The 22,341-nt window shown below is 59.2% G+C and carries 22 protein-coding genes; 4 read left to right on the top strand and 18 right to left on the bottom strand.

Annotation, left to right across the window (positions count from 1 at the left end):
* Window positions 1-5 precede the first annotated feature (5 nt).
* From Q4481_RS15090 to Q4481_RS15040, 11 genes are all read right to left on the bottom strand, one after another.
* A complete protein-coding gene (locus tag Q4481_RS15090) occupies window positions 6-464 on the bottom strand; it encodes an NfeD family protein (protein WP_304377223.1) in 459 nt (152 codons plus the stop codon).
* Window positions 461-1,495 (bottom strand): SPFH domain-containing protein, encoded by a 1,035-nt coding sequence (locus Q4481_RS15085; protein ID WP_377353182.1) that lies wholly within the window; start codon window positions 1,493-1,495, stop codon window positions 461-463. Before Q4481_RS15085 ends, Q4481_RS15090 begins: the two co-directional genes overlap by 4 nt.
* Window positions 1,496-1,626: 131 nt before the next feature.
* Window positions 1,627-2,649, bottom strand: a complete 1,023-nt coding sequence (gene hemH, locus Q4481_RS15080; RefSeq protein ID WP_304377221.1) for a ferrochelatase — start codon at window positions 2,647-2,649, stop codon at window positions 1,627-1,629.
* A gap of 131 nt (window positions 2,650-2,780) precedes the next feature.
* The gene (locus Q4481_RS15075) at window positions 2,781-4,661 is read right to left on the bottom strand and encodes a 5'-nucleotidase C-terminal domain-containing protein (RefSeq protein WP_304377220.1); all 1,881 of its coding nucleotides are present in this window, start codon (window positions 4,659-4,661) and stop codon (window positions 2,781-2,783) included.
* A 97-nt stretch (window positions 4,662-4,758) separates the two neighbouring features.
* Complete coding sequence (gene omp10, locus Q4481_RS15070; protein ID WP_304377219.1) at window positions 4,759-5,145, bottom strand: outer membrane lipoprotein Omp10; 387 nt, start codon at window positions 5,143-5,145, stop codon at window positions 4,759-4,761.
* A 170-nt stretch (window positions 5,146-5,315) separates the two neighbouring features.
* The gene (locus tag Q4481_RS15065) at window positions 5,316-6,761 is read right to left on the bottom strand and encodes a homospermidine synthase (protein WP_304377218.1); all 1,446 of its coding nucleotides are present in this window, start codon (window positions 6,759-6,761) and stop codon (window positions 5,316-5,318) included.
* A 149-nt stretch (window positions 6,762-6,910) separates the two neighbouring features.
* Window positions 6,911-7,792, bottom strand: coding sequence for a heme-dependent oxidative N-demethylase family protein (locus Q4481_RS15060; protein ID WP_304377217.1), 882 nt, complete (start codon window positions 7,790-7,792; stop codon window positions 6,911-6,913).
* Window positions 7,789-8,088: a YciI family protein gene (locus Q4481_RS15055; protein WP_304377216.1), complete on the bottom strand. Its 300-nt coding sequence runs from the start codon at window positions 8,086-8,088 to the stop codon at window positions 7,789-7,791. The genes Q4481_RS15060 and Q4481_RS15055 overlap by 4 nt, the downstream gene beginning before the upstream one ends.
* Window positions 8,089-8,097: 9 nt before the next feature.
* Complete coding sequence (locus Q4481_RS15050) at window positions 8,098-8,724, bottom strand: aminotransferase class IV family protein (RefSeq protein WP_304377215.1); 627 nt, start codon at window positions 8,722-8,724, stop codon at window positions 8,098-8,100.
* A complete protein-coding gene (locus Q4481_RS15045) occupies window positions 8,721-9,878 on the bottom strand; it encodes an aminodeoxychorismate synthase component I (protein ID WP_304377214.1) in 1,158 nt (385 codons plus the stop codon). The genes Q4481_RS15050 and Q4481_RS15045 overlap by 4 nt, the downstream gene beginning before the upstream one ends.
* 22 nt (window positions 9,879-9,900) lie before the next feature.
* Complete coding sequence (locus tag Q4481_RS15040) at window positions 9,901-11,772, bottom strand: M3 family oligoendopeptidase (protein WP_377353129.1); 1,872 nt, start codon at window positions 11,770-11,772, stop codon at window positions 9,901-9,903.
* Window positions 11,773-11,906: 134 nt separating this feature from the next.
* Between Q4481_RS15040 and Q4481_RS15035 the strand changes: the two genes are divergently transcribed.
* The gene (locus Q4481_RS15035; RefSeq protein WP_304377213.1) at window positions 11,907-13,478 is read left to right on the top strand and encodes a sigma-54-dependent transcriptional regulator; all 1,572 of its coding nucleotides are present in this window, start codon (window positions 11,907-11,909) and stop codon (window positions 13,476-13,478) included.
* Window positions 13,479-13,847: 369 nt separating this feature from the next.
* Window positions 13,848-15,671 carry a peptidoglycan L,D-endopeptidase MepK gene (locus Q4481_RS15030; RefSeq protein WP_304377212.1) on the top strand — a complete coding sequence of 608 codons (1,824 nt, stop codon included), beginning with the start codon at window positions 13,848-13,850 and terminating at the stop codon, window positions 15,669-15,671.
* 87 nt (window positions 15,672-15,758) lie between these two features.
* On the opposite strand, the gene Q4481_RS15025 is transcribed toward Q4481_RS15030, so the two are convergent.
* The 3 genes from Q4481_RS15025 to Q4481_RS15015 all read right to left on the bottom strand — a co-directional run bounded on the left by Q4481_RS15025 (window position 15,759) and on the right by Q4481_RS15015 (window position 17,259).
* Entirely contained in the window at window positions 15,759-16,025 is a 267-nt protein-coding gene (locus Q4481_RS15025; RefSeq protein ID WP_304377211.1) for a DUF2312 domain-containing protein, read from the bottom strand.
* 103 nt (window positions 16,026-16,128) lie between these two features.
* Window positions 16,129-16,437, bottom strand: coding sequence for a DUF1244 domain-containing protein (locus Q4481_RS15020; protein ID WP_304377210.1), 309 nt, complete (start codon window positions 16,435-16,437; stop codon window positions 16,129-16,131).
* Between the two features lie 15 nt (window positions 16,438-16,452).
* Window positions 16,453-17,259: an N-formylglutamate amidohydrolase gene (locus Q4481_RS15015; protein ID WP_304377363.1), complete on the bottom strand. Its 807-nt coding sequence runs from the start codon at window positions 17,257-17,259 to the stop codon at window positions 16,453-16,455.
* A gap of 353 nt (window positions 17,260-17,612) precedes the next feature.
* Here Q4481_RS15015 and Q4481_RS15010 point away from each other — a divergent pair, with 353 nt between their 5' ends.
* A complete protein-coding gene (locus Q4481_RS15010) occupies window positions 17,613-18,041 on the top strand; it encodes a DUF1036 domain-containing protein (RefSeq protein ID WP_304377362.1) in 429 nt (142 codons plus the stop codon).
* Window positions 18,041-19,480, top strand: a complete 1,440-nt coding sequence (gene pyk, locus Q4481_RS15005) for a pyruvate kinase (RefSeq protein ID WP_304377209.1) — start codon at window positions 18,041-18,043, stop codon at window positions 19,478-19,480. Before Q4481_RS15010 ends, pyk begins: the two co-directional genes overlap by 1 nt.
* Here pyk and Q4481_RS15000 read toward each other — a convergent pair whose 3' ends face one another.
* From Q4481_RS15000 to rcdA, 4 genes are all read right to left on the bottom strand, one after another.
* Entirely contained in the window at window positions 19,481-20,512 is a 1,032-nt protein-coding gene (locus Q4481_RS15000; RefSeq protein ID WP_304377208.1) for an alpha/beta fold hydrolase, read from the bottom strand.
* A gap of 23 nt (window positions 20,513-20,535) precedes the next feature.
* A complete protein-coding gene (locus Q4481_RS14995) occupies window positions 20,536-21,156 on the bottom strand; it encodes a tetratricopeptide repeat protein (RefSeq protein ID WP_304377207.1) in 621 nt (206 codons plus the stop codon).
* 57 nt (window positions 21,157-21,213) lie between these two features.
* Complete coding sequence (ykgO, locus tag Q4481_RS14990) at window positions 21,214-21,339, bottom strand: type B 50S ribosomal protein L36 (protein ID WP_025557146.1); 126 nt, start codon at window positions 21,337-21,339, stop codon at window positions 21,214-21,216.
* 227 nt (window positions 21,340-21,566) lie between these two features.
* Window positions 21,567-22,085 carry a protease adaptor protein RcdA gene (gene rcdA, locus Q4481_RS14985; protein ID WP_304377206.1) on the bottom strand — a complete coding sequence of 173 codons (519 nt, stop codon included), beginning with the start codon at window positions 22,083-22,085 and terminating at the stop codon, window positions 21,567-21,569.
* Between the last annotated feature and the right edge of the window lie 256 nt (window positions 22,086-22,341).

The following is a 22,341-nucleotide window of genomic DNA, read 5'->3' as shown; positions in this document are numbered from 1 at the left end:
TCGGCTCATATCGCTTCGACCTTGAGATCGCTTCCGCTGGAACCGACCACTTTCACGCGGGTGCCTGCGGGTGCGTCAGCGCCCTCGACCATCCACATCGTATCGCCGATCCGGATGCGTCCGCGACCATTGACGATCGGTTCATAAAGATCGGCGGTGCGACCGATCAGGCTCTCCGTACGGCGGTTGAGGGTTGGCTCCTCATTGGCATTGCCATGCCGAAGCAGCCAACGGCGGCCGATGAGAACGCTCACAACGGCCAGTCCGGCAAAAACCAGCCATTGAACTTCCCAGTTCCACCAGTCGGCAGTCCAGAGGAAATTGGAGAGTAGGCCGGTCGCAAGCGCGGCAAGCCCGATCCAGACCAGAACGTTGCCCGGCACCAGGATCTCTGCTGCGAGGAGGATCGCACCAAAGATCCACCAGGCCCATGGCCCCATTTCGCGAACGAGCGAAGCGATCATGACTGGTTTTCCGGATTGGGACGGATAACAAACGGGTTCGGCGTTGTCGCTGTCGAGGGGACGGCGGAACCGGTGTTGCGGGTAGTCGGGCGCGGCGTGGTCGGCGTCGAACCGCCATTGTCGCCGAAAACTTCCTTGGCGATTGCCCCAATGCCGCCCAGCGAGCCGATCAGCGACGATGCTTCGAGCGGCATCAGCACAATCTTCGAGTTGCCCGCCGTCCCGATGGACGTCAGAGCTTCGGTGTATTTCTGGGCGACGAAATAGTTGAGCGCCTGAACATTGCCGGCCCCGATGGCCTGCGAAACCATCTGGGTTGCTTTCGCTTCGGCTTCAGCGAGACGTTCGCGGGCTTCTGCCTCGCGGAACGCGGCTTCGCGTTCGCCTTCGGCCTTGAGGATCGCAGCCTGCTTGGCGCCTTCCGCCTTGAGAATCTGGGCGGCGCGCAGTCCTTCGGCTTCCAGCACCTGGGCGCGCTTTTCGCGTTCGGCCTTCATCTGCCGCGCCATGGATTCGACCAGATTGGCCGGCGGCGTAATGTCCTTGATCTCGACGCGGGTGATCTTGATGCCCCAGGGATTGGCCGCTTCATCGACCGTGCGCAGCAGTCGTTCGTTGATCGTGTCGCGGTTCGACAGAAGTTCATCGAGATCCATCGAGCCCATGACCGAACGGATGTTGGTCATGGTGAGGTTCAGCAGGGCTTGGTTGAGGTTGGAGATCTGGTAGGCGGCCTGTGCGGCATTCAGCACCTGATAGAAGGCGACGGCATCGGCCTTGACGCTGGCATTGTCCTTAGTGATGACCTCCTGCGTCGGCACATCCAGCACCTGCTCCATCATATTGAGCTTGGCGCCAATCGTGTCGATGTAAGGGATGATCAGGTTCAAACCCGGATGCAGTGTGCGCGTATAGCGCTTGAAGCGCTCGACCGTGTAATTATAGCCTTGAGGCACGGTCTTGATACCGGCGATCAGTGTGGCAACCACCAGCACGACAATTGCGATGACCGCGATATCGAGACCCGACAAGGAATCCATCTTAGCTCTCCCGTTCAAAGACCGGGCCTAATGCCCGGTTCTTCCCTAATACGATAGGAGCGCCATTTTTATTTGCAAGTGACGACGGAAATACGGTGGTCGAAACGATTTCCGCCGCGTGGTTATACCCACCCCATCAATTCGCGACGAACCTGAGCCTCAAGCACGTTGATCCCGTCGGAACTGTCGTTCAGGCATGGAATGTGCGTGAATTTCTCACCGCCATGATGGTGGAAGATTTCACCGGCTTCGCCAGCGATTTCCTCCAGGGTCTCCAGGCAGTCGGAAACGAAGCCGGGATTCATGATCGCGATCCGCTTGATGCCCTTACCGGGCAGCGCTTCCATTGTCTTGTCGGTATAGGGCTGCAGCCATTCTTCCGGTCCGAAACGCGATTGGAAGGTCACCATGAACTGGTCCTTGCTGTAGCCAAGCTTTTCGCGCAGCAGACGGGCAGTCTTCAGGCAATGGCAGTGATAAGGGTCGCCGGCCTTGAAGTAGGATTGCGGGATGCCGTGGAACGAGGTGACGAGAAGCTGCGGTTCCCAATCCAGCGTCGCCAGATGGGCCTTCACCGAATTGGCCAGCGCTTCGATATAGGCCGGGTCGTCATGATAGGGTGGCACCGTCCGTAGCGCCGGCTGCCAGCGCATAGCCTTCAGCGCATCGAATGCCTTGTCATTCACCGTTGCGGTGGTCGACGCAGCATATTGCGGATAGAGCGGGAACAGCAGGATCTTCTCGCAGCCCTGATCGGTGAGATTCTTGATCTTGTCCTTGATCGATGGCTGGCCGTAGCGCATGCCCCAATCGACCACGACATTCGGCAGATCCTTGAGCCTTTCTGCCATTTTTTCCGCCTGAGAGCGGGTGTAAGTCCTGAGATAGCTCTCGTCGCGATCCTTGTTCCAGATCGCCTCATAGGCCTTGCCGACCTTCTGCGGCCGCCGGTTGAGAACGATGCCGAACAGGATCGGATACCAGAAGAATGGCGACCATTCGATCACGCGCCGGTCCATCAGGAATTCCTTCAGGTAACGGCGCATCGATTTGTAATCGGTGCCATCCGGTGTTCCGAGATTGACGAGAAGGACACCGACCTTGCCAAATTTTACGGGCGGATGATCTGCGGGCAGCATGCTCATGGGCAATTCATTCTCTTCTTTGCAAGATCTCTTTTACGAGCATCCCGCAGTTTTGGATCTTTAGGCCGCTTATAAAAGCAAATGGCGGCCCGGGGAATGCCCGGACCGCCCATTCGATGCGTCAGATCGGCTCACTTCGCCGGGATGACCAGTTCCTTGCCGATGGTCAGGTGACGGGGCTTGGGATTGCCATTGGCTTCGGCAATCTTCTTCCACATCGCGCCTGCACCATAGAACTGCTTGGCGAGGTTCCAGAAATTGTCACCCTTGACGATGACATGCTTGTTCTCGGCACCGGCAACCGCAGGCGGCTGGGTCGCCACTTCGGTCGAGGCCTTCGGCATTTCCGGTACCTTCACCTCGGCAGCCGGCTTGGCTTCTTCGACCGGCTTGGCAGCGGCGGCCAGTTCAACGATGCGGCCATCCAGATAGGGCTTGTAGGGCGAATTCTTGCTGATATAGGCGGCAACCGTATCTTCCAGGCTCGGCCCGAAATCGTAGGGGTTGATCGCCTTTTCCGCAAAGACCTTGTAGCCGTCGCCGCCGCCGCGCGTGTAGTTGTTGGCCACGACGCCATAAACCTTGGCCGGATCGATCGGAGCATAGCCGCTCGCGGTCTTGACCTGAACGTCGCTGACGCGGCTGCCGGCAGGCTTGGATGCATCGAAGCTGAACTTGAGGCCCGAGACCTGCGGGAAGCGTCCCTTGCCTTCCTCGACCTGCGACACGCCGCTTTCGAGCGCTGCGACCACGTCCTCGCCCTTGAGCTGGAAGGTCGCGATCGTGTTCTGGAACGGCAGCACCGTCAGCACTTCTCCCATCGAGACATCGCCGCCATCGATGGAGGCACGCAGGCCGCCACCATTGGCAAAGGCGATCTCGATGCCCTGATCCTTGACGCGGTCAAGCATGGCATCGGCCACGAGGTTACCCATGGCGCATTCGCGGGCGCGGCAATTGTCACGCGAGCCGTCGATCGGTTCTGCGGATGATCCGATCACCTTCTGCTTCAGGGCTTCGATCGGTGCGCCAAGTTCCTTGACGCGGGCCACATAGGCCTCATCGGGCTTGACGGTGGCATCGAGCAGCTTCGGTTCGCCGGTGGCCGACTTGACGACACCATTGTCATCGAACACGACCTTCAGTTCGCCGAGATATTTCGAATAGGCATAGGCTGTAACGATCGGAACGTCCTTGCCGGACGGATCCTTGACCATGGTCGGGTAGGGACCGGCCGCATTCTCGTCCTTGTTCGACAGAAGCGTATGGCTGTGGCCACCCACGATCACGTCGATACCGTCAACGGCGGCTCCGATCTGCTTGTCGCGCGGATAGCCGACATGCGAAAGCAGCACGATCTTGTTGATGCCCTGGGCTTCGATTTCCTTGACGGTCGATTTCAGGTAGGTGATCTCGTCCTCAAACAGGATCGCCGGGCCGGGCGAAGAGGTTTCCGGCGTATCGGTCGCGAGAACAGAGAGGATCGCCACCTTCTGTCCGCCAACATCCTTGATTTCATAAGGCTTCAGCTTGCCGCCGATCGGCGAGCTCGCCGGTGCCATGACATTGCCCGAGATGATCGGGAACTTGGCCGCGTCGATGAACTTTGCCAGTTCTTCCGGGCCATCGTCGAATTCGTGGTTGCCGACAGCCATGGCATCAAAGCCGATGCCATTCATGAATTCGGCGATCGCAGCGGTCTTGTACTGCGAATAGAAGAGCGAACCCTGGGACTGGTCGCCGGCATCGAGCACCAGGACATTGCCCTTGGCGCCGGTGATGGCATTGCGAGCAGTTTCGATCGCAGTCTTCATGCGGGCGATGCCGCCGAAGCACTCGTTCTTGCCTTCCTCTTCAGCCGAGCAGGTCGAATCGAACTTGTTGATGGCTTCGATTCGCGAATGGTAGTCGTTGATATGAAGAATATTGAGTTCGTAGTCGGCGAAGGCCGAACCGGCGGAGATCGCCAGGGCGGAGGCACCAAAAAAAGCCACGCGGAGGTAACGGTTCATCACAGTCTCCCTTTCGTCAGTAAACAATCAAGATGCGTTTAGCCCGGCAATGTGACAGGCAGTTTGCCGTGGGTGGCCTTGGCCACCCTTTGCGGCATCAGCGAACAACGACCGAATTCGATTGCCGCTTGAGAACGAATTGCAGACCGGAATCGGCGGTGCAGTTCAACTGGTCCGGCGTCACCATGGCGCAATTGACCTTGGATTGCTTGTTCTGCACCAGCGAGGTCAGGCTGATTTCGTAGAGATTACCCGATGAATTGATATAGGTGCCAGACGCAAGAAGCTGGTTCGAGCCATCCGTCGTCCTTGTGTTGAAACTGCCGGCCTGGAAGGTCGAGATCAGGCCGTTCGGATCAGTCCAGGTACCCTCGATGGAGGTGGCCGCCGGCCGGTTCGGCTCGGGCAGGGGGCGTTCCCGCTCGGTGGTGCAGGAAGCCAGTGCCGCAGTGGCGACAATGAGGGGAATGGCAAAGTACTTCATCAATTTCTCCCGTCGGCGCCGGCAGGCCATTCGCCTCAGCCCCGCCTTGTGTTCGATCGGCAGTTTGCAGCCTTTCGAAAGTGAAAGCAAGGGTTTGAATGGTCCAGCACACAACTGCCGGGAAAGGCACCCCGCGCATTGGCGCGGGGTGAAAGATCGAATTCGTCCGATCAGCGGACGAGGATGTTGCGGAACTGCCAGGGATCGTTTTCGTCGAGATCTTCCGGGAATAGACCCGGGCGACCATCGAGCGGCGTCCAGTCGGTATAGTGACCTTCCACCGGGCCGAGATAGGGCGACTGTACTTCCAGGCAGCGCTTGTAATCCATCTCGTCGGCTTCAACGATGCCGGCTTCCGGATTTTCGAGTGCCCAGACCATACCTGCGAGAACGGCGGAGGTTACCTGAAGGCCCGTCGCGTTCTGGTAAGGCGCAATGCGACGGGTTTCCTCGAGCGAAAGCCGCGAACCATACCAGTAGGCGTTCTTTTCGTGGCCATAGAGCAGGACGCCGAGTTCATCGACACCATCGACCAGTTCGTGCTCGTCGAGAACATGCAGAACCGGCTGCGCATTGCCGCCATTGCCGAACATTTCATGCAGCGACAGCACCGCATCATTGGCCGGATGGTAAGCGTAATGGCAAGTCGGACGGTAGGTTACATCGCCATCCTTGTCGCGCACCGTGAAGAAATCGGCGATCGAGATGGACTCGTTATGGGTGACGAGGAAGCCGTACTGCGGGCCGGGCGTCGGGCACCAGGTGCGAACGCGCGTGTTGGCGCCGGGCTGCTCGATATAGATCGCTGCCTTGGAGCCCTTCTTGTGCTTCTTGGCGTTCTTCGGCATCCATTTTTCGTGGGTGCCCCAGCCAAGCTCGGCGGGTTGCAGGCCTTCGGAAATGAAGCCTTCGACAGACCAGGTGTTCCAGAAAGTGTTGAATGGCTTCGGGTTCTTGGTGCGCTGCGTATCGCGCTCGGCAATATGGACGCCCTTGACGCCCACTTTCTTCATCAGCTTTGCCCAGCCTTCGCGATCGTCCTGTGCCGGTTCATCGAACTTGAGGCCGATTTCATTGGCGAGGTTGACGAGCGCCTGCTTGACGAACCACGAGACCATGCCGGGATTGGCGCCGCAGCAGGAAACCGCCGTCGCGCCACCGGGGCTGCGCTCCTTTTCGGCCCGCATGCTTTCGCGCAGGGCGTAGTTGGTGCGCTTGGCATTGTCCATGTCCTTGTCGAAATAGAAGCCGAGCCAGGGCTCGACGACGGTATCGATATAGAGTGCATTGTGCTTGCGGCAGAGCTTCATCAGATCCACCGAACCGGTATCCACCGACAGGTTGACGCAGAAAGCCTGGCCTTCGCCTTCGGTCAGCAGCGGCTTGAGGAGAGACTTGTAGTTCTCCTTCGTGACATGGGCCTGGATATGGCGGACACCATGCTTGGCAAGAAGCTCGGCCTCGTCGTTACGAGGATCGATGACCACCATCCGGCTCTTGTCGAATTTGAAGTGGCGTTCGATGAGGGGCAAAGTACCACGTCCGATCGAACCAAAGCCGATCATCACGATCGGACCGGTGATTTCGCCATAAACCGGGTAGTTGGCTTCTGTCATTTTGGGCTGGGTCTCCTATTTGCACAAATGTGTAGGTTCACTAAACACAGTTTGGCGTCATAAAAAAGGGGAAAAGGAGAGAGGCGAAGGGATGTGCTGCCTTCGAACTACAGCCTTCTTGTCTCAAGCGGTCGCGGTCGGACCCGGTTCTATCCTCTCAGATATTCGACCAGTTTGTCCTTCTTCTTGACCATGCCCTTGTAGCGCAGCTGCTCGGGCGTGAATTCTTCCAGCTTGGCGGCGAGCGCCAGCGCAAGATCGCGACGATCGGGCTGGCCGGCGAGCAGGGTCAACGGATCCTGGTAGATCCGGATCGTAAACAGGATGGCGCCGGTTTTCGGCAGCCGTCTGAGCGTCTGGCGCTCGACCCGGATGAAATTGTTGGCGGGATTGAAGTCGCCGCGATCCGCGCGGGCGCCACGTTCCGGCGGCCAGAACAGTTCGCCTTCCGGATAGATCGACCAGTTGAGGCGGGCAGCCGGCAGATCCGGCTGCAGATTGTCGAAGATGCGATTGATCATCATCGCGTTGCGGGTGCCGCCTTCAAAGCCCGGCACATGGGCATGAACGCCCTCCATCGGCAGGCCGGCCTTTTCCTTCAGTGACCAACCGGACGGAAAGGCGACATAACCGGCGGTCACGTTCCAGCCGTCCGGCTTCTTTTCCAGAACCACGAGATCATCGGCGACGATGGAACCGGCCGTCAGCAGGGGCGCGACATCGGGCTCATGAAGCGCAACGGACCGATCGAGAAAGCGGATGGTCTCATCTTCCCGGCGATAGAGTTCGGGATGTTCCCCGGTGAGATGCTCAACGAGCAGGTCGCGCGCTTCGGCCTGCGCCTCGCGTGATCCTTCTACCTCGCGGAAAATGTCGTCGCGGTTGGTTTCGAGCAGGCGGTTCTTCTCGTCGAGATAGGAGAGAAGATCGCCATCGGGCTCGATCCATTGTTTCGGATCGATGGCCGAAAGCCCGATGCTGAAAGGTTTGAGAGGCAGGGTAAAGGGCTTGTATCGGAACGGATCGCTCATGGTTTCGTCCCATCGTCTTTCAGAGCATCGAGACCCGCGACCGTGGTCGTGAAAGCGACTTCGACAATGTCGTAGTCGGCGACATTTCCGGTGACGAAAGGATCTTCGGCCAGAAAAGCCTCGATTTCCTGGCGCGGGCCGCGGGCGAGGATGACACCGCCTGTCCGCGGCACCTTTCGGCCGGATGCGAGAAACCAGCCCCGCTCGTAACCCTGTTTCACCCATTCCATATGAGGTGTGCTCAACGGCTCCACCTGTTCGAGCGGTACTTTATAGGTCACGGTCAGGATCAGCATCTTGGACTTTCAGGCAAGGATGGCGGGGATCAGGCCTCTCAGCGAATTGCCAAGATAAAAAGGTCGGCCGGCAATGTCATCCGGTTTGATTGCGGCGACCCGTGCCTTTTTGGCGCAGATGAGGCTCGTGCGCAGGACGCCCGCCAGGCATCCTGAGGAAAGCGGCGGGGTCAGCAACCGGCCGTGCCCTTCATCGACGAAAAGATTGGTGATCGTACCTTCGCAAAGCTCACCCTTTTCGTTGGTCAGCAGCACCTCATCGGCCTCTTCGGGCGAATATTCCGCGCGTGCCGCCTGATAGCGGGCCCGATCCGACGTCTTGTGCCGGAGTTTCGGATCGGACGAAGAGAGCCGGGTGTTGCTCGCGATCCGCGCGCGCCAGGTCTTACCTTCCGGCAAGGAAGCAAAGGGGGCCGAGGTCATCTCGTGACGACCATCGGGGAAAAGCTCGAGACGCAGTCGCAGGCTGGATGCCGCAGCCGCCGCGAGGTCATCGAGTGCTGCAAGCGCCGCATCAGCGCCCGGAAAGCCGAATATGCGTGCGGAGTTGGAGAGACGCGCCCCATGCAGGTTGCGACGGAGAATGCCCTGTCCGGGTTCGTAGCGCATGGTCTCGATGAGGGAGAAAGCGCTCATCGGCCGATCTCGCGGTCACCGACAGCGAAGCGTGCCTTCAAGAGGCATTCGGCATATTCGTCTTCGGCGTTGGAATCGAAGACAATACCGCCGCCGACATTGAAGATGGCCCGGCCATCGTCATAGAGCGAAAGCGTCCGAATGGCGACGTTGAAGCGCATGGTTCCATCCGGCGCGATGAAACCTATCGAACCGCAATAGGCGCCACGCGGACCGGCCTCGAGATCATGGAGGATTTCCATGGCCCGCAGTTTCGGCGCGCCGGTGATGGAGCCGCAAGGGAACAGTGCGGCAAAGATATCGCCGATCGTCAGGTCGGGCAGAAGCTTGGCGCGAACGTGGCTGACCATCTGGTGGACGGTTGGATAGGTCTCGACCTCGAAGAGTTTCGGCACGTCAAGCGTTCCGACTTCGGTGATGCGCGAGATATCGTTGCGCAGGAGATCGACGATCATCCGGTTTTCGGCCTGCGTCTTGATGTCGGCCTTCATCGTGGCGATGATTTCGGCATCTTCGGCTGCACTTTGGCCGCGGCGCGCGGTCCCCTTCATCGGATGGGTTTCGATATAGCCGTCCCGTCCGACGCGGAAGAAGAGTTCCGGAGAGCGCGACAACAGGATCGGCCCGCCAAGATTGACGAGGGCTCCGTAATGGACAGGCTGTCGCTCGATCAGTGACCAGAAGGCGGCGATCGGATCGCCTTTCCATGTGGCGTGGACCGGCATCGTCAGATTGGCCTGGTAGCAATCGCCCTTGCGCAGGTGCCCATGCAGCCGGTCGAAACGTTCGCGATAGTCCTCAAGGCTCCATTCGGCCCGCGGCGCTTCCAGGAACGGTTCGTTTTCCATCCTCTGCCGGGGTACGCCCAGCGGATGTTCAAAGGAAGGGCCGGCGAAAACGCCAAAGGCCATCAGCGGCGTTTCGAGCCGCACCGGCATCCGTCGCTTCAGCTTCTCCTCGAACAGAAAGCCCGCTTCATAGGACATGAAGCCTGCGATCCATTTGCCGTCCCGTCTTGCCTGCTCCAGCGATTGAAGGCCGTTGGTGAAACCTTCTTCATCCCATGCCACGATCAGCCGTTCCGGATGGACGAAGGCAAGCGTTTCGTCCTCCCGGTCATCGCGCAACAGCACGAAAGGTTCTTCTGGCGTCATAGGTCCTTCCTGATGGCGAGGCTCATGCCTCCCTATCAAGCGCCTCAAGTTCGTCAATCAGCCCTTCGATCATCGACAGGCCCTTGTCCCAGAACGACGGATCGGTGGCATCAAGGCCGAAAGGCTTGAGAAGGTCGGCATAATGCTGGGTCCCGCCGGCGCGCAGGAGCGCGAAATACTTCTCCTGGAAGCCTGGTTCCGCCTTGGCATAGACGGCATAGAGCGAATTGACGAGGCAATCGCCAAACGCATAGGCATAGACATAGAAGGGCGAATGAATGAAGTGGGGGATATAGGTCCACCAGTTCTCGTAGCCTTCCGAGAGCCTGATGGCCGGCCCGAGGCTTTCGGCCTGCACCGCCATCCACATTTCGCCGATTTGTTCCGACGTCAGTTCGCCTTCCCGGCGGGCCGTATGCACGCGGCGTTCGAATTCATAGAAGGCGATCTGGCGCACGACCGTGTTGATCATGTCCTCGACCTTCTGGGCGAGCATGGCCTTACGTTCGGTCCGGTCCTTCGTCTTGGCGAGAAGGGCGCGGAAGGTCAGCATTTCGCCGAAGACGGATGCTGTTTCGGCAAGCGTGAGCGGCGTTGCGCTCATCAGTGCGCCCTGTTCGCCGGCCAGCACCTGATGCACGCCATGGCCAAGCTCGTGCGCCAGCGTCATGACATCGCGCGGTTTGCCGAGATAATTGACCAGAACATAAGGATGTGCCGAAGGAACGGTCGGATGGGCGAAGGCGCCCGGCGCCTTGCCGGGGCGGGCCGGCGCATCGATCCAGTTCTCGTCGAAGAAACGACGGGTGATGCGCGCCATTTCCGGGTGAAAATCGTGGTAGGCCGAAAGGACGGTGTCCTTCGCCTCCTGCCAGCTGACCAGCTGTGACGGGGTTTCCGGCAAGGGCGCGTTGCGATCCCAATATTCCAGCTGCTCCATGCCGAGCCATTTCGCCTTCATCGCATAATAACGATGCGACAGTCGGGGATAGGCGGCCTTGACGGCAGCGGCCAAGGCATCGACCACCGGCCCCTCGACGCGGTTGGACAGATGTCGGCTGTCGGCAATGTCGTTGAATCCATGCCAGCGGTCGGAAATTTCCTTATCCTTGGCGAGCGTATTGGTGATCAGCGTGAAGATGCGGACATTGTCCCTGAACACGCCGGCGATCGATTGCGCCGCCCTGGCGCGCAGATCGGCATCCGGCTCCTGCAGCTTGTTGAGCGCCTCTTCGAGCGCCAGGCTTTCGCCATCGAGCGGAAAGCGAAGGGCCGCCATCGTTTCATTGAAGAGCCGGTTCCAGGCGCTCGCGCCGGTCTGGCTCTTTTCCAGGAAAAGCTGCTCGGTGCGGTCGTCGAGCTGGTGCGGCTTTTCACGCCGGAGATCCTCGAGCCAGGGGCGATAGTGGCCGGCTACCGGATCGTTCGTCATCGCGCCTTCCAGCGCGGCATCATCGATGCGATTGAGTTCAAGCCCGAAGAACAGAAGGTTGGAGGCCATGTCGGTGATCGCGGCACTGGTATCGGCAAAGAACTTACCGTTCGCGGGATCCGTCATGTCTCCATAATAGACGAGGCCGGCATAGGAGCCGATGCGGCCGATCAGATCTTCCAGGGCCTCGAACTCCTTCAGGGCCTGGCCCAGACCGCTGGTGCCGGTGGCCTTGCAGGCCTCAGGGAGCCTCCCCTTCCATTTGTCCCGGAAGGCTGCGGCATCGGTGCGGGCACGGGCGAGGTCGCCGAGGAAGGCTTCACCATCGCGCGACGGATAGAGATCGCCGAGGTTCCATTGCGGAAGATCGGAAAGCTCCACGGGACTGCCGACCGCTTCGGCTGCGGAATGCATCTGCTTCGGATCGCATTCGTTGCTATGAAAGAAGGGGCGGATTTTCATGATCTTTTCCTCGCAATTCCGGGTCGCCCTGTTTGATGCGGCGATCGTTAAAATGCAAGCATTTCTCAAAACAGGATTTTCAAGCCTCTGTGTCAGGGTAGCTCACACAACAAGAACAACAGGGAGACTTCCCCTTGACCACCCATGTTTTGCTGATCGATGACGATCCCGTCCAGCGGCGCCTTCTCAAGCATGCTGTCGAACGGATCGGGCATGTTCCCCATCTCGCCGAAAACGGTCGCCAGGGGTTGGAAATGCTGGCGAAACACGGCGACAAGATCGGCGTGATCATTCTCGACCTGATGATGCCGGAAATGAATGGCATTGCCTTTCTGAATGCCTTGCGCGAGCAGGGCACGGAAGTTCCGGTGATCGTTCAAACCGGGCAGGGCGGCATCGAAACCGTCGTCATGGCGATGCGTGCCGGCGCATTCGATTTCGTTGTGAAACCGGTTTCGCCCGAAAGGATCGGCTCGGCGATCACCAATGCGCTTAAGGTCGACAATGGCCAGGGAAGCCGGTCGAGTTCCCGCAATCGCAGCGGCGTCATTCGCTTCGATGACATCGTGGCGGTCAGTCCGGCAATGGCCCGGGTCATGGAATTGTCCCGCCGCGCCGCCCAGTCCGATATTCCGGTGGTGCTGGAAGGAGAATCGGGCGTCGGCAAGGAAATGGTTGCCCGCGCCATCCAGTCCGGCAGCGAACGGGCTGGCAAACCGTTCATCACCGTCAATTGCGGTGCCATTCCGCACAATCTGGTCGAAAGCATCCTGTTCGGCCATGAAAAGGGTGCCTTTACCGGTGCCACTGAAAAACATATCGGCAAGTTTGCCGAAGCCGACGGTGGCACGCTCTTCCTTGATGAAATCGGCGATCTGCCGCTCGAAGTGCAGGTAAAACTTCTGAGGGCGATCCAGAATGGCGAAATCGAGACGATCGGTGCGCGCCGGCCGCAGAAGGTCGATGTGCGCCTGATTTCGGCGACCAACAAGGACCTGATCGCTGCCGTCAAGGCAGGTGAATTCCGCGAGGACCTTTATTATCGCCTCAACGTCTTCCCGATCACCATTCCGGCTCTGCGGCGCCGCAAGGAGGATATTCCGGTTCTGGCCCGCACTTTCGTCGAACGGTTTGCCGCCAGCCAGAAGCTTGCCCGCGTGCCGGAACTGACACCGGCTGCCATGGCGCTGCTGACCGCCTATGATTGGCCGGGCAACATTCGCCAGCTCGAGAACACGATTTTCCGCGCTGTGGTTCTGGCCCAGGACGATCAGCTCAACATCGGCGATTTCCCGCAGATCGCCGCCCAGATCCCGGGCTATATTGCTGCCGACGGCGAAAGCATCTTCTCCGGCAAGCGCGATGTCGTCACTGCCCCCAGTCTGGCGGTGTCGGACATGCCCGAGGTCTATCCCGATTTCGGTGGTGCCTTTGCGACGCCTGTCGGGGTGAATTATCCCGGCGCTTCCAAACCCGTCGCACAGACTGAAGGATCGCTTGCGGCCATCGGTGAGGATGGTGAGGTGCGGCCGATTGCGGAACTGGAGGAGGAACTGATCCGGTTCGCCTTGCGCTTCTATCGTGGCCAGATGAGCGAAGTTGCTCGCCGGCTCGGCATCGGTCGCTCGACGCTCTATCGCAAGCTCAAGGATTACGGCATCGACCCCGACAATCCGCTCAAGCAGGTGGAGCCCGAAACCGCCTGAAGGTGATTCGCCTTATTGCAACTGCCCGCCGATTTCAACGGCGGGCTTTTTGCGTTTGCGTAAAATGCACCCGATTCAGGCTGTTTCCGTTGACCTCTGTCATGGCGGTTAGGACAGTCCGGTGCAAGTGTAGAGATCCAGGTTAAGCAAAGGATCTGGCGGCGATTCGAAGAAAGTGCTGGAAAACAGCGCTGGATTGGGGTTAAAGCCTTGCCTTGGTATGAAAGCCTGGTTGGCGTTTATCCCTTGTTAGTGCATTGTTCACTATATTCAGGGGTAGGAACGCCAGTAACGCATTTGCCATCGTCTGACCGTAATTGACCTGCATGAGGCAAATTGGGACACGATGGCCAGCGGACGGGGATCGAGTTGTATCGTAACGAAGACACCAATAACCGGGCAAGTGCTGCGGCTGTGACGCTGGGCGCTATGTTCAGGAAGGCGATGGTTGGTCTGAAGATGGCAGTTCCTGCCGCGCTTCTGGCTATGGCCTTCATGGTGCCGGGCGCCGAAGCTGCCCAGACCAGAGCCTTGAAAATCTACCACGTGCATTCCCACGAAAAGGCGACCATCGTTTTCAAACGCAATGGGCGCTATGACCCGAAGGGTCTGAAACAGCTGAATATGATCCTGCGCGACTGGCGCAAGAACGAGCCGACCCGCATGGACCCGCGGCTGTTCGACCTGATCTGGGAAGTGTACCAGAAGTCCGGATCGCGCGATTACATCCATGTGATCGGCGGCTACCGCTCTGCCGGCACCAATGCCATGCTGCGTTCACGCTCCAAGGGCGTGGCCGAAAAAAGCCAGCATATTCTCGGCAAGGCCATGGACTTCTATATTCCGGACGTGCCGCTGCGCAAGCTGCGCGAAATCGGCGTCAAGTTCCAGGTGGGCGGCGTTGGCTTCTATCCGACGTCGGGTTCCCCCTTCGTCCATATGGATGTCGGTGGCGTCCGCGCCTGGCCCAGACTGCCGCGTCGTGAACTGGCTCGCCTGTTCCCGGATGGCAAGACCCTGCATCGGCCTGCCGAAGGCGGAACCATGCCGGGCTATGCCGCAGCCCTTGCCGATTACCGCAAGCGGGTTGATGCCGACAGTATCCTGGTTGCCGGTGGCGGATCCAAGGAAACGGATAGCGATAACCGTCGCAGCAAGAGCCTTCTCGCCGCCCTGTTCTCCGGTGGTGACGAGGACGAGGAAGAAATTGTCGAAGCTTCGACCCAGATGGCAAAGGTCGAGGAAACCAAGCCTGCCCGGGAGGCCAAGCAGAAGCCTGAGCCGATCCTGACGGCTGCGGTTGACGAGAAGGACCTCATCAACGCTCCGGTTCCCGGCATTCGCCCGACCTACGAAAGCAGCGACTCCAAGCTGCAAACCGCACTTCTGTCGCAGAAGACAAACCCTGCGGAAGAAGCGATGCAGGCGGCTCTGGTGCCGCAACCGGACCCTGCGCTGGTTCCTGAGGCTAAGAAGGAAGAGTTCGTCAATCTGGCAACTGTCGCCGTTCCGGTTCCGCAATTGCTCGGTGCTCGCAAGCGGCCCGGCGACAGCGAGGCTGTGATCGAAACAGCCTCTGCCGAACCGGATGCCCTGAAATCGGCCATGGTACCGATGCCGATCGAGCGTCCCGCAATCAATGTCGCCAAGGCTGAAGATGTTGATCTGCCGGAGGCCGACGTGAAGCCGGAAGAGATCGCAGCTCTTGCTGCCGAGACCGGCCCTGCCGCGGACGACAAGGAAACCGACACCGACGAGGTTGCCGGCATCATCGACAGCCTCGATGCAGCCGACGCCAAGGACAGTGCCGACAATGGGCTGGCTGAAATGGCGGCTCTCGATGTGCCGAAACAGACGCTTACCCGATCGATCACGATCCCGAACGAGTTGCGGACCAGCGATGCCGAGCCGGTGCGTGACGTGAAGAAGGGCGGCCGTCCGAAAGCGAAGACCCTGGTTCAGAAGACCGATACCAAGAAGCCTGGCAAAGCCAAGGAACTGACCGGCAACCTGATTGCGAAATGGGCAATCGACAAGGGTCGCGTGGATCAGATGGCCAAACCCGTCAAGGCCCCGCGTTTTGTCGCCAGTGCCCTGACCCGTCAGCCTGACGACGCTTATGCTGCCGGTTTCAACACCAAGATCGATCCTGCCCGGTTTGGCGGCGAGGGCCTGTTCGGCAACACGCAGTAATCCGAGCCACCAGAGATCAGAAACGAAAAACCCCGTCCCGATCGATATCGGGACGGGGTTTTGATTTTGCACCGTGTGCGCTGAAGCTCATTCGTCGTCCGGCGGACCTTCGATCATGCCGAGCGCCATGAGATAGGTTTCCAGGATGGCTTCCTGTTCCATTCGCTCGTCCTTGTCCTGCTTGCGGATGGAAATGACCTTCTTGAGGATCTTGGTGTCGAAACCCGTGCCCTTGGCCTCGGCATAGACATCCTTGATGTCGTCGGCGATCGTCTTCTTCTCTTCTTCCAGACGCTCGATGCGCTCGATGAAGGACTTCAGTTGATCGCGCGCGACACCGTGTGCATCTGACATGCGTCCTGCTCCTTTTCTGATTCCACTCGGTTGATTGGTCGGATCACGTGCCGCGAAACAGTCGTGAGGTCAAGCCTTTTCCGCTGTTCGGCGGCGGCCTGTTTCAGCCTTCCTTCGGACGGTTGCGTTCGAAGGCAGCCTGTTTTTCGGGGCTTGCATCGAACTGGTAGCGGGCCTTCCAGTCTTCGTAGGGCATGCCATAGACATGTTCACGCGACTGGTCCTTGCTGACATCGAGCCCGGCAGCCTTGGCGGCGTCGAGGTACCAGTTCGACAGGCAGTTGCGACAGAAGCCAGCGAGGTTCATCAGATCGATATTCTGCACGTCGGTGCGCTCGCGCAAATGCGAAACCAGCCTGCGGAAGGCTGCTGCTTCCAGTTGGGTCTGTTGCTCGGGTGTCAAATCGGTCATCGCAGATCTCCTTTTTCAGATCGTGGGACTGGTGTCATAGGGACCGGTCCGCGACGGATAGATCTTGTATTCATGCAGCGTGGCGTCAGCATTCATCTGCTCGAAAATCGGTGCAAGGCGCCGGCTCCAGGCTTCGACGCCGGCTTCATCGCCGATGAGGTCCTGCCGGACCTCGAGCAACGCATGCGGGATACCGGCGCGCATGCAATGCTTGTACATCGTGTCCCCTTTGAGGGCACCGTCATAAGGTTCGTTGTCACCGGTGACGATGTCGGATTGGGCTTTGAGTGCTTGCAGCAGCGCCGTGGGCGCGCGCGGATCACTGTCCCACAACACGCCCGCATGCCAAGGCCGAGCCGTACCCTTCCAGGTGGGCGTGAAAGAATGCAGTGACAGAACCAAGGGCGCCCGTCCGCTTTCCTGGTCCACCGCTTTGATCAGTGCGGCCACCGCATCGTGGTAGGGGCGATAGTAAAGATCGACCCGGCGGGCGGCCTCTTCGGGGGCAAGCGGGTGATTGCCCGGAATGATGGCGCCATCGGAAATTTTCATGATCAGCGTCGGATCATCCGCTCCGCGGTTCGGATCAATCAGAAGCCGGGAAAAGCAGCTCATGACAGCAGGAGCATTCAACGTTGCCGCCAGCGAGCGCAGCAGCGGTTCTATACCGATGTCATAGGCGATATGACGGTTGAAAGCGGAGGCCGGCAGACCGAGATCGCCATACTGAGCCGGGAGGCGGTTGGAAGCGTGATCTCCGAGCAGAACCAGTCCAAGATCGTTGCGACCGGAGATGACTTCGAAGGGGCAAAAATCCTGCATTGACATAGTTTTCTCTCTTTTTTCTGTCTTTGCATGTCATCTTGCCCGTTTCAAGGCTGGCTTGTTGAGAGTTGCTTAAAGCAGGCCTATTAAAGAAATGGGAAGCCGTCCGAACTGGGTCGGCGGGTCTCGGCGGGGCCCCTCATGGGGTCAGAACGCGCGAAACGCGTCGATATAATCGATTAGAATTGCGTTGACATTCAAGTTTTGCCAGCGCACAAAGCAACAGGCATGTGGGAGCCGTTTGGAACATCATGCGAATCGTACTGCACGAACCGAAAAACACTGAGCATGGACGCATGGAATCGAAGCGCAAGGTTAGCGCCCAACGGAGCAGGCGCTCTGCTGGCGGCATGCTGGCAGCCCTTTTTCTCGGCGCAGGCTTGTCTTTTGCGATAGCTCCCAACGAAGCCCATGCCGAATTCCGAGTGTGCAATACGACACAAAATCTTGTTGGAGTCGCGATAGGGTACCGTTCGAAGGATGGCTGGGTATCCGAAGGCTGGTGGCAGATTCCTGCCAGCGGTTGCGCCACGCTGATCGAGGGCCAGTTGCAGTCGCGCTACTACTATCTCTATGCCGAAGATGCCGCCCGTGGCGGCCGGTGGGCGGGCAATGTCAACATGTGCGTTGCCGAAAACGAGTTCAAGATTACCGGCGTTCAGGACTGCTTTGCCCGCGGGTTTCAGCAGTTCGGCTTCAAGGAATATGACACCGGGCGTCAGGGCAGCTGGATGGTTCAGCTGACCGATATGCCCGCTCCACAGGAAAGCCAGAATTGATGAAGCGAGACCGTAAAGTCAAAATCCTTGCAACGCTAGGCCCTGCCTCTGCCGAAGAGGACATGATCGCCAAGCTGCACGAGGCCGGAGCCGATCTGTTCCGCATCAACATGAGCCATTCGAGCCATGACATGATGCGAACCCTGATCGGTCGCATCCGGGCCGTCGAAGCCCGCTCGGGCCGTCCGATCGGCATTCTTGCCGATTTGCAGGGACCAAAACTTCGCGTCGGAAAGTTCGCCAACGGATCGGTTGAACTGAAAGCGGGGCAGACCTTTACGCTTGATGATATCGACGAACCCGGCAACGAAAACCGCGTGTTCCTGCCTCACCCCGAAATTCTCGAATCCGTGCAGCCAGGACATCGTCTGCTGATCGACGATGGCAAGCTGCATCTCCTGGCCCAGGAGTGTGATGGTCACCGGATCGTCTGCACCGTCGTCTCCGGCAACAAGATTTCCGACCGCAAGGGTGTCAGCCTTCCCGATACGTTGCTTGCGGTCGGCGCGCTTACCGAGAAGGACCGTTCGGATCTCGATGCGGTGCTGGCAACCGGCAGCGTCGACTGGGTGGCCCTTTCCTTCATCCAGCGCCCAGAGGATCTTGCGGAAGTCCGCAAGATCGCCCGTGGTCGGGTCGGCATCATGTCCAAAATTGAAAAACCGCAAGCCATCGAGCGGATCGAAGAGATCATCGAACTGTCGGATGCGCTGATGGTTGCCCGTGGCGACCTCGGCGTGGAGATGCCGCTTGAGGCGGTTCCGGGCCTGCAGAAGCAGTTGACGCGCGCTTGTCGCCGGGTCGGCAAGCCGGTTGTGGTCGCTACCCAGATGCTGGAATCGATGATTTCGGCAGCCGTGCCGACTCGCGCCGAAGTGTCTGACGTTGCGACGGCCGTCTTCGAAGGCGCCGATGCGATCATGCTTTCGGCTGAGTCGGCGTCGGGCCAATATCCGGTCGAGGCGGTTTCGACCATGGCAGCGATCGCGCGCACCGTCGAGCGGGATCCCTACTATTCGAACATCATCCACGCACAGCGCCCGCAGCCGGAACCGACCGGCGCCGATGCGATTTCGCTCGCATCGCGCGAAATTGCCGAAACACTGAAGCTCTCGGCGATCGTCTGCTATACGGCGTCGGGCAACACGGGTTTGCGCGCTGCACGCGAACGGCCCTCGGTGCCGGTTATCGCGTTGTCGCCGATCATCGAAACAGCCCGGCGCCTTTCCGTGGTCTGGGGCATGCATTGCGTGGTTACTGAAGACGCTTCCGACCTTGACGACATGGTCAACCGCGCCTGCCGCATCGTTCATGCGGAAGGGTTCGGCAAGCCGGGCGATCGACTAATCATCACAGCTGGTGTGCCGCTCGGCACGCCTGGCGCCACCAACATGCTGCGGATCGCCTATATCGGCTCCGACGGAATGAGCGGCGTCTGATCAGCTACGGCGATGTCCCGATCGGGATATCGCCGCTTCCGCCACTTGGAGTGCGAGTTCAAGGTCGCTGGCTTTTCCGGCGACCTTTTCTATTGCGGCAATGGCAAGATCGGTAACGATATAATCGGGCTTGTGCCCCAGTCCCCTGACTGTGACGAGCTCGGCACCCGGAATATCGCGTTTCAATCCGCGTGAATGGATTTCTTCGTAAACAATGTCATCGCTGTCGCCGGTGATGATGACCGTGGGGGCCGCAATCGTGCTGTAGAGCGGGTGGATCCGTTCGACATAGTCCAGCAGGTTGGCGACATCCCGCGCATTGTTGAGGAAGTTCCGGGGCCTCAGAACCAGCGGGATCGCGGCCTTGTCCATGTAGCCCTTGGGCACGGGATTGGGATGAAAGACGTGCTCGATGCCGGCGCGCATCTGCAGCAGGCCAGCCGGCAGCGTCAGTGTGTGGCAGAACAGCCAGCCGATGACCGGAACATTTGCCAGCGAGTAATACCAGTCGATGCCGCCCGGCCAAGGATGGGTGGCAGGCGCCAGAAAGACAAGGCCTGCGACCTTTTCGGGATGGCGCAGCGCCAAGCTGGCAGTGATGGCGCCGCCGAACGAATGACCGATGACGATTGCTTTCTCGATGCAGCGTTTTTCCATCAATCCGGCAATCAGATCGGCCTGACCATCCGGTGTGAGGCTGCGCTTGCCGCCACGCTCTGAATAGCCATGTCCCGGACGGTCGATGAACAGCAGATCCGCCCGCCCTTTCAGTTGGCTGCCGAAGGCGCAAAGGAGATCCCTGAGATTGCCGCTGGCGCCGTGGATGAAAAGAAGCGGGGGCAGATCCGCACCTTCCGATGCGGGCATCAGCAAGCTGTTGAGCTTTGTCCCGCCAACGTCGATCTGTTCGCCGGGGTTCGGATAGCGCGCTGTGATGCGCCGTGCTTCCCAGGCCGTGTAACTGGTCGCGATGGCAAGAAGGACGAAGGCAACGGTTAGCGTTCCTTCGAGAAATGCGGCGAGGAATGTCATGGAGCAGTCGGGTCCGGCAATCGTCAGGTCTTTTGGCCGACAAGCTTGTCGATGAGTTCGAGCGATTCCTTCTGCGCGTCCTGATCGGCAGGGTAAAGCTTGAGATAGGCTTGCCAGGCTTGAAGTGCCTGCGCGTCGCGGCCGCTATCTTCCAGCATATTGGCCAGTGCAGACAGGGCGTTCAGATGGTGCGCATCGAGCGCGAGCACATGGGCGGTGTCCGCCATCGCCTTGGGAAAATTGCCCATGAGATAGTGCACGGTTGCCCGGCGGTTCCAGCCATCGGCAAAATCGGGCGCGAGCAGGGTCACCTGATCGAGGAAATCGAGGGCGGCGCCATATCTCTGCTCCGAAACGGCTTTGTCTGCATTGCCGATCAGCATGTCGATGGTCGCGCTGCCGGACTGGGCTTGCAGGCCCCGGATCTGATCGGCGAGGGTTTTCGCCTGTTCCGAATTGCGCTCGCGGGACAGTTTTCCGAACAGGGAGGCAAGCTGGGAATCATCGGGGGCCAGCGGACCTGGCTCGGCAGCAATCACCGGCTTGGGCGCCGAAGAATCGCTGTTGGCAGCCATCCCGAACGAGGGGATCGCCAGGATTAGGCAGAAAGAAATGGCAGATGCAAAAATACGCATGGCGGGCATGGTAGCCCGCCAGCGGAAATAATCAAACAAAATCGGCGCGACCGATCCGCCGGGCAATCAGCCCTGGCGAGCCTTGTAGCGCGGGTTCAGCTTGTTGATGATGTAGATCCGGCCCTTGCGACGGACCAGACGGTTTTCCCGGTGACGAGCCTTCAGGGCCTTGAGCGAGTTCTTGATCTTCATTTTTCTGATCCGCGACGTTTGCGGGAAAGGCCCCGCGACATTGACACTCAAAGGCGCGCCACTCTTTGAAAGGGCGCGCCCAAACTTTGGACAGGCATGTAACGGCAGACTCGGTTGCTGTCAACCGCTCTAGCCGGGATTTTCAGGGTCAACATCATGTTTTCCCGCAAACAAAAAGCCGGTTGACCCGGCTTTTTCACCTTCAATCATCTTTGATGGCCGCGATCTTACTGACCGCCGAAAGCCGTCTTCAGGAGCGAAAGCTGAGCCTGAACCGAATTCTGGTTGTTGGCCGTCATCGCCGGCTGTTCGTCTGCGCGATAGATTTCGCGGTCGAGAACGGCAACCCGGTTCTGAAGGCGGAGCGACTTCTCCACCAGATCACGGAAGCCTTCCGGAAGCTCGCTCCAGCCCGGAGCGGTGCGATCGACCGTGAACTGGTCGAGACGAACCTTCTTCTTTTCCGAAACAACCTGGTCGCGGGTCATTTCGCCATTGTTGACCGCGCGCTGCAGAAGGAGCCAGGAGGCAACCTGCATCAGACGGGTGGTCAAGCGCATGGATTCAGCCGCATAAAGCACCGATGCCATCCGCGGCAGAGCCTTGGAAGCCAGACGGCCCGGGCCGTCGAGATAGCTTGCCGTATCTTCGACAAGTGCCATGCCTTCGGCATAGAGTGCCTTGAATTGCTGCGAAGAGGCAGCACGATCGGCAAAGCTGATTGTATTGGCACCGGATTCAAGCATCTTTTCTTCCCATTCACGCAAGACAAGTGAAAAAAGCAGGGCCTGTTCTGGCCGTTTTTGTCAAGCGGATGATGCTCCGAGACCCACAATCACGCAAGTCGATTCTTAAAGAAGGGTTAATCTCCACAATTCGATTTAAATATCCGGGAAAACTCGGGTTTGATCGCCATAAAAAAAGAGCCGCGGAAGCGGCTCTCAAGGTAAAACAGGGAGAAAAATCAGACGCTCTCCAGCGATGGAATTGGCCTGAATCCGG

This window comes from Fluviirhizobium alvei (assembly GCF_030551875.1).
Taxonomy (GTDB): Bacteria; Pseudomonadota; Alphaproteobacteria; order Rhizobiales; family Rhizobiaceae; genus Rhizobium_E; species Rhizobium_E alvei.
Note: the sequence above shows the minus strand (reverse complement) of the source record. Positions and strands in the feature narration are given on the sequence as shown.